The organism is Rhodococcus yananensis (genome assembly GCF_020515525.1).
Classification (GTDB): Bacteria; Actinomycetota; Actinomycetes; order Mycobacteriales; family Mycobacteriaceae; genus Rhodococcus; species Rhodococcus yananensis.
The window spans coordinates 42,998-49,377 of record NZ_JAIYEP010000030.1; the positions used below are offsets into that span (position 1 = coordinate 42,998).

Annotated in this window: 7 protein-coding genes, 1 tRNA gene and 1 rRNA gene; 4 read left to right on the forward strand and 5 right to left on the reverse strand. The window is 69.2% G+C overall.

Going from position 1 to position 6,380, the window contains the following annotated elements; translation table 11 throughout:
* The first annotated feature begins 10 nt into the window (after positions 1-10).
* Positions 11-544 (forward strand): TetR family transcriptional regulator, encoded by a 534-nt coding sequence (locus LDQ05_RS09685; protein WP_226436719.1) that lies wholly within the window; start codon positions 11-13, stop codon positions 542-544.
* Between the two features lie 50 nt (positions 545-594).
* On the opposite strand, the gene LDQ05_RS09690 is transcribed toward LDQ05_RS09685, so the two are convergent.
* The 3 genes from LDQ05_RS09690 to LDQ05_RS09700 all read right to left on the reverse strand — a co-directional run bounded on the left by LDQ05_RS09690 (position 595) and on the right by LDQ05_RS09700 (position 1,799).
* Positions 595-685, reverse strand: a tRNA-Ser gene (locus tag LDQ05_RS09690).
* Positions 686-731: 46 nt separating this feature from the next.
* Positions 732-1,244, reverse strand: coding sequence for a nucleoside deaminase (locus LDQ05_RS09695; protein ID WP_226436721.1), 513 nt, complete (start codon positions 1,242-1,244; stop codon positions 732-734).
* Positions 1,245-1,799, reverse strand: a complete 555-nt coding sequence (locus LDQ05_RS09700) for a tRNA adenosine deaminase-associated protein (protein WP_226436722.1) — start codon at positions 1,797-1,799, stop codon at positions 1,245-1,247.
* Between the two features lie 48 nt (positions 1,800-1,847).
* On the opposite strand from LDQ05_RS09700, the gene LDQ05_RS09705 reads away from it, so the two are divergent.
* Together LDQ05_RS09705 and LDQ05_RS09710 are read left to right on the forward strand one after the other, a co-directional pair.
* Positions 1,848-2,810 (forward strand): prephenate dehydrogenase, encoded by a 963-nt coding sequence (locus LDQ05_RS09705; protein WP_226436723.1) that lies wholly within the window; start codon positions 1,848-1,850, stop codon positions 2,808-2,810.
* Entirely contained in the window at positions 2,798-4,147 is a 1,350-nt protein-coding gene (locus LDQ05_RS09710) for an amidase (protein ID WP_226436724.1), read from the forward strand. The genes LDQ05_RS09705 and LDQ05_RS09710 overlap by 13 nt, the downstream gene beginning before the upstream one ends.
* Positions 4,148-4,154: 7 nt before the next feature.
* On the opposite strand, the gene LDQ05_RS09715 is transcribed toward LDQ05_RS09710, so the two are convergent.
* Positions 4,155-4,766, reverse strand: coding sequence for a putative glycolipid-binding domain-containing protein (locus LDQ05_RS09715; protein WP_226436725.1), 612 nt, complete (start codon positions 4,764-4,766; stop codon positions 4,155-4,157).
* A gap of 144 nt (positions 4,767-4,910) precedes the next feature.
* Between LDQ05_RS09715 and LDQ05_RS09720 the strand changes: the two genes are divergently transcribed.
* Positions 4,911-6,077: a GIY-YIG nuclease family protein gene (locus tag LDQ05_RS09720; RefSeq protein ID WP_226436726.1), complete on the forward strand. Its 1,167-nt coding sequence runs from the start codon at positions 4,911-4,913 to the stop codon at positions 6,075-6,077.
* Positions 6,078-6,301: 224 nt separating this feature from the next.
* Here the strand turns inward: LDQ05_RS09720 and rrf are convergent.
* A 5S ribosomal RNA gene (gene rrf / locus LDQ05_RS19995) occupies positions 6,302-6,380 on the reverse strand; the annotation flags it as partial.

The window sequence follows — 6,380 nt, forward strand, 5'->3', positions numbered from 1 at the left end:
TCATCGGCCCGTGCCACCACCTCCCGCCGCCCGCGCCAAACTCCTCGACGCCTTCGTGACGATCCTGCTCGAGCAGGGCGAACGCGCCGCCACCCTGGACGCCGTGGCCGCGGCCGCCGGCGTCTCCAAGGGCGGACTGCTCTACCACTTCCCGTCGAAGGACGCTCTCGTCGAAGCATTGTGCGTACGCGTCGAGGAACTCGCGGCCGCCGACGCCCGGCAGATGCGCGAGGCACCCGAAGGTCCCGTCGAGTACTACATCCGCACGTCCGTCTACGCCGACACCCCCATCGACCGGACCATCGTCGCCGTCACCCGCCTCAGCCAGGACGCCGACACCCGCGCCCGAGAGGCCCTCGCCCACATCCACCGCACCTGGCTCGATGTTCTCGTCGACACCATCGACGACCCCGTCACGGCCCGTGCCGTGATGCTCATCGGCGACGGGCTCTACTTCAACGCCGCACTGTCGGGCACACCCGACTCGACCCCCCGCGACGTCGACGATCTACTCACGGTCGTGCAGCGGATGATCGACGGATAACCGTCGGAAACGAAGAAGTCCCCCACCTGTGTGAACAGGTGGGGGACTCGTGGCGGTGGCGGTGGGATTTGAACCCACGGACGGGGGTTACCCGTCACACGCTTTCGAGGCGTGCTCCTTAGGCCGCTCGGACACGCCACCGCTAGAAGACTTTACCGGATCGGGTGGCTGTACCGAAATCGCCTGGTCACGACCCGATGGGCGGTGTGCGCTGGTCGCGGAAGAACTCTTCGAGCACCGCCGCGCACTCGCCCTCGAGCACACCCCCTCGAACCTGGGGTCGATGGGTGAGCCGGCGGTCGCGCACGACGTCCCACAGCGACCCCACAGCACCGGTCTTGGGCTCCCACGCACCGAACACCACTCTCGAAACCCGGGCGAGCACGAGCGCTCCCGCACACATCGTGCACGGCTCCAGCGTCACCGCGAGCGTCGTTTCCTCGAGTCGCCAGCCGTCTCCGTACACCCGTGCGGCCGCCCGCAACGCCAGCACCTCGGCGTGTGCCGTCGGGTCCCCCGTGGCCTCCCGCGAGTTCGCGGCCCGTGCCAGCACCGTCCCGTCGGGCGCGAACACCACCGCCCCCACCGGAACGTCCCCGGCGGGTGCCGCGGCCGCAGCCTCCAACGCGACGCGGATCAGAGCTTCGTCGTCCCGGAGGCCGCGGCCGTTCCGGACGACTCCGTCGCCGCGCAGAACCATCTAGCGCAGCTTGTCCAGGGTCGCGCCCAACACGTCGTCGAATCCGAGGCGCTGCGCGATCTCCTCGAACTGCTCGTCCGGGTACAGGTCGGTCTCCGACAGGATCACCGACAGCACCGGCTCCGGCAAACCCATGTCGGCGAGGATCGCGAGGTCGCCCTCCTCCCACGGCTCCACATCGTCCAGATCGTCGGGGTCGATGTCGGGAATGTCGATGTTGAGGGCGTCCAGAACGTCGGCGGCGATGTCGTAGTCGACGGCCATCGTCGCGTCCGACAGCAGCAGCTGCGCCCCCGCCGGTGCGGGGCGCACGATGACGAAGAACTCGTCGTCCACGTTCAACAGCCCGAACACCGCACCGGAACTCCGGAGTTCCCGCAGTTCCGTCTCGGCCGTCTCCAGGCTCACCAGCGCGCCCGCTGTCAGCGGCCGGCACTTCCAACGGCCGTCCTCACGCGTCACGGCGACCGCGAACCCCTCGAGGTCCCCGGCCGAACTCGCGGCGGGGTTCGTCGTCACGGACGACCTCGCCTTCCCTACACCCTGTGCAGCCATGCGCGCAACGGTAGTCGGCTCGGTGCCGGGAAAGAAGTCCGGCGCCGAATGTGTCAACCTGATTCGGTGCCCACATCCGACTGCACCACCCCGATCTGTGTTCTCGGCCTCGGTCTGATCGGCGGATCCGTGCTGCGTGCCGCCGTCGCCGCCGGCCGCCGCGCGTGGGGCTACAACCGATCACCCCGGGTCGTCGACGACGCCGTCGGCGACGGATTCGATGCATCCACCGACCTCGTCGCCGCACTGCGACGAGCCGAGTCGGAGCGGGCGCTCGTCGTCGTCGCGGTGCCGATGCCCGCCGTCGACACGGTGCTGTCCGCCATCGCCGAACACGCCCCGAACACCACCGTCACCGACGTGGTGAGCATCAAGGCCGAGGTCGCCGCCGCGGTCGCTGCACACGGATTGTCGGGCCGGTTCGTGGGCGGACACCCGATGGCGGGCACTGCCGAGTCCGGGTGGTCGGCCGGCACCGCCGATCTGTTCCGCGACGCGGTGTGGGTGGTGGCCGTCGACGACGGAACGAACCCCGACGCCTGGCTGCAGGTCGCCGACCTCGCACTCGACTGCGGGGCCGTGGTCGTCCCCGCGGAATCCCGTGAACACGACGCGGCCGTCGCGCGGATCTCCCACCTCCCGCACATCCTCGCCGAGGCGCTCGCCCTGTCGGGAGCCGCCGGCGGTGATCTCGCTCTGGGGCTGGCCGCCGGATCGTTCCGCGACGGAACCCGCGTGGCGGGAACGGCACCCGCACTCGTCGACGCGATGTGTGAAGGCAACGGTCCGGCGCTCCTCACCGCCCTCGACGAAACCCTCGACGTCCTGAACGCAGCTCGCGAACAGCTCGCCGCCGGCAGCACACGCGAACTCACGCGGGCGGGGCACGAAGCGCGGCGACGGTACGAACAGCGGCAGCGGCACCCGATCGAAGGCGTCGTGCCGGGCGACGACGGCTGGCTGACGAAGATGCGCGATGCCGGTCGGCGGGGCGAGGTGTGGACGCGTTGACGCTGCGCGACACCGCCAAGGCCCTCGCCACCGGAACCCTCACCGCAACCGACCACGTCCGGAACGTGCTCGCCGAACTCGACGCACTCGCCGGCACCCCCTGGGAGAACATCGTCGCCGCCCGCCACGACGAAGCGGCCCTCGAGTCCGCTGCGCGCGCCGACACCGAGATCGCCGCCGGAAACTGGATCGGCCCCCTCCACGGCGTCGCCGTCGCGATCAAGGACAACATCGACGTGGCGGGCATCCCCACCCGCTGCGGCAGCGACGTGTTCGCCGACGCACCCCCGGCGTCCCGCGACGCCCGGATCGTCGCAGACCTACGCGAGGCCGGCGCGATCGTCGTCGCCAAGACCCACCTCCACGAGTTCGCGTACGGCCCGACCGGCCTCGTCAACGCACACGGCCCCGCCGCGCACCCCCACGACCCGAGCCTCATCAGTGGCGGGTCGTCGTCGGGATCGGCGGTGCTGGTCGCACGTGGACTCGTACCGCTCGCGGTGGGCACCGACACCGGCTGCAGCGTCCGCACTCCCGCCGCGCTGTGCGGCATCGCCGGATTCAAACCCGGTCACGGTGCACTGTCGGTCGACGGAACGTTCCCACTGTCCACGACGTTCGACCATGTGGGACTGCTCGCAACAGACTCCCTGGACGCCTCGCTCGCCTGGGGTTCGCTACCCGGCATCGCTCATCTGCGATCACCGGTGTCGGGACTGCGGATCGGGCGGTTGCGCGGCGGGATCTGGGACGTCGACGACCCACGGGCCCGTGCCTCACTCGACACCGCGTGTCGCACCCTCGCGGCGCTCGGCGCACACGTCGTCGACGTCGAACTCCCCGAGACGGACACCCTGCTGGAGGCGTACCCCGTCGTGACCGGATCGGAAGCCTACGAGACGCACCGCGCCGTGTACGAGTCGAATCCCGGTCGCTACCAGCCTCCCACTGCGGCACTACTCGCCGCGCAGCGCGACCGGACCGCTCACGAGTACCTGCACGCCCTGCGCACGGCCGAACGACTCCGGCACACCGCGCTGCGGCGACTGCGCCGGTCGGAGCGACTCGACGCCCTCGTCACCCTCACCACCGCCGTCCGGTCGGCTCCCGCGACCGGCGACCCCACCGAACTGCGGGCCCCCCTGCTCGAACGCTGCATCCCGTTCAGTGTTCTGGGTGTGCCTGCGATCTCGGTGCCGGCACCGGACGACGGGCCGAATCCGGTCGGGCTGCAGGTCGTCGGGTTGACGTCGGGAACCGGTGGGCACGGCAGCCACCCCGCCGAATCCACAGCCCTCGCTGTCGCGCTCGCCGTCGAAGGCGCCGCCGAGCACTGATGGGGCGTCAGAACCGTTCGGCGAGCCCCCGGTAGGTGAGCACGAACCCGTCGGCGTCGACGGTCACGGACGCCGACGACACCGGCGACAGCACGTGGATGCCATCCGCGGCGCTGCTGTAGATCACCGTCGCCTCCTGCACACCCAGATCCAGGAGATTCACGTACACGACGGGTACCTCGAGTTCATCCGCGCCCGTCTGAAGTCCGTACCGGCGGATCGGCAATGCGTTGAAGAAGGGGCTGAGGATCACGTCGACGTCCAGAGCCCCACCGAACGACGAACGTTGATGCTGCGAACCGTTGTCCACCATCCAGATGCCCTCTTCGGATCTGCTGATCGACATGTGCCGCTCGCCGGACGCGAGGGTGGCCCGCACCGACAACCTGCGCGTGACTCCGTTCTCGTCGGTCACCAGATCGTACGAGGCGCTGAACGCGGGATGTTCCGAGCATTCCGCGCCGACGATCCGTCCCGCCGCCTTCACACGTCGACCGTTCAACTGAACCCGCACCGACTCCATACGGGGAGCATCGAGTGCCCGCCAGGTCAGGATCGCGGGCCAGTTGGATGCTGTGCTCGCCGCCGAGGGCGCGGCATCTGGGTCTGGGCTGCTCACGCTGTATACGGTATGCGAGAACGGTCACGCCAGGGGCGCCGGTGCCGGGATTGTCGACCGAACTTCCGTGCCGCACCGGAAACAGCACGCCGACGGCACCCGCGGAAACGGTTCCCGAGCGTCCGATTGGCCTAGAGTCGCTACATGCGTACCGTGTGGACAGTTCCTCCGAACATCGCCCAGACCCTCCTGGAATCGCCCGAGATCCAGATGTTCCTCACCAGCAACGAACTGCCCGACACGGCCGACGACCCGCGCCAACGTCTGGCCGAATTCACCGTCGCGCTCGGTGCCCTCGCCCGCAACATCGGACGCACGTTCGGGTCGGTGGACGTCGCGAATCGTGAACTGTTCGGTGGCTCCGCAGGCACCGTGCCCGTGTCGCTGCGTCTGACCGTGCTGCGCGCCATCGTCACCGAGGTCGACGACCGCACCCCGTCTCCAGCGCCCCTACCCACCGTCGTCATCGATCAGCTCGGCGCCTACGTGTATGCGCTCGTCGACCCCCGCGACCGGAGCATCCTGTACGTCGGGACAGGACGCGGCAACCGAATCTTCGCTCTGACCTGGACCGCCCTCGGCGAAACCCACAAACTCACCGACGGTCGGGAAGCCACCCCTGCCGTCACACCCGAGACCGAGGCTGCGCTCGCACGTATCCGTGCGGTGTACGAGTCCGGCTACTCGGTCGAGCATTTCGTCGTTGCCGACGCACTCCGTCCCGCAGCGGACCCCGACCACACCGCCGGCGCCACCGCACAAGCCGTGATCGGTGCACTCGCACTGTTGGAACCTCACCGGGGAGAGAACGTCCTCACGAATCTTGCGGGAACCACCGAGGAATCCGAGGCCGATCGCGCCGCGATACCCATCGCAGAACTCGTCCGTCAGTACTCCGCCGAGGTCGCACCGGAGCTACCCACACCGTGTGTGGTTCTCCGAGTCAACGAAGCGAAGTCCGCGTCGGCTGACGCAGTCCGCGATCTCGCCTCTCGTCCCTGGCCTGCCGGGGCCGCAGCCCGAGGTATCGACGGACTTCCGATCATCGTCGTCGCCGACAACATCGTCCGCGGTGTCTATCGCGCCTCCAGGTGGGAGGCGGCGGCACGGACGGAGGAGAACGGCGGCACCATCCTGTACCGCTTCGTCGGCGAGGCCGACGACGAGCTGGAGAAGCAGTTCGTCGACACTCGTCTGACACCGGATCGCCTGGGCCTGAAGCGCTGGCCGTCGCACGGTTGGGCGCCGCGCCTGACACGTGCGTTGCCGCACGCCGTCGCCCGGCCCGGCGCCAAACCCGGCCGGCGCTGAATCGACATCGGTAGGGCAGATACGAACGTCGCGGTTGTACCGGCGGAGTTCGTATCCGCCCTGCGCCTCGCGAATACGAACGCCTCCCCGATCTCTCCGAAAGTCGGCGTGCACGCTGAGAGCTGAATCCCACGTGCGCGCCGGCCTCGTCGGTTCCCGGACGTCGCACCCCCCACAAACACGGAGAGGGGACCCACACAGTGGGTCCCCTCTCCGGAACGGGTGTTCGGCAGTGTCCTACTCTCCCACACCCTGACGAGTGCAGTACCATCGGCGCTGACAGGCTTAGCTTCCGGGTTCGGA

What these genes read in the sequence shown, in the direction of transcription:
- LDQ05_RS09720 (WP_226436726.1), top strand. Translation starts at nt 4,911, where the DNA reads ATGCGTACCGTGTGGACAGTTCCTCCGAACATCGCCCAGACCCTCCTG.
- LDQ05_RS09695 (WP_226436721.1), bottom strand. Translation starts at nt 1,244, where the DNA reads ATGGTTCTGCGCGGCGACGGAGTCGTCCGGAACGGCCGCGGCCTCCGG.
- LDQ05_RS09705 (WP_226436723.1), top strand. Translation starts at nt 1,848, where the DNA reads ATGTGTCAACCTGATTCGGTGCCCACATCCGACTGCACCACCCCGATC.
- LDQ05_RS09700 (WP_226436722.1), bottom strand. Translation starts at nt 1,799, where the DNA reads ATGGCTGCACAGGGTGTAGGGAAGGCGAGGTCGTCCGTGACGACGAAC.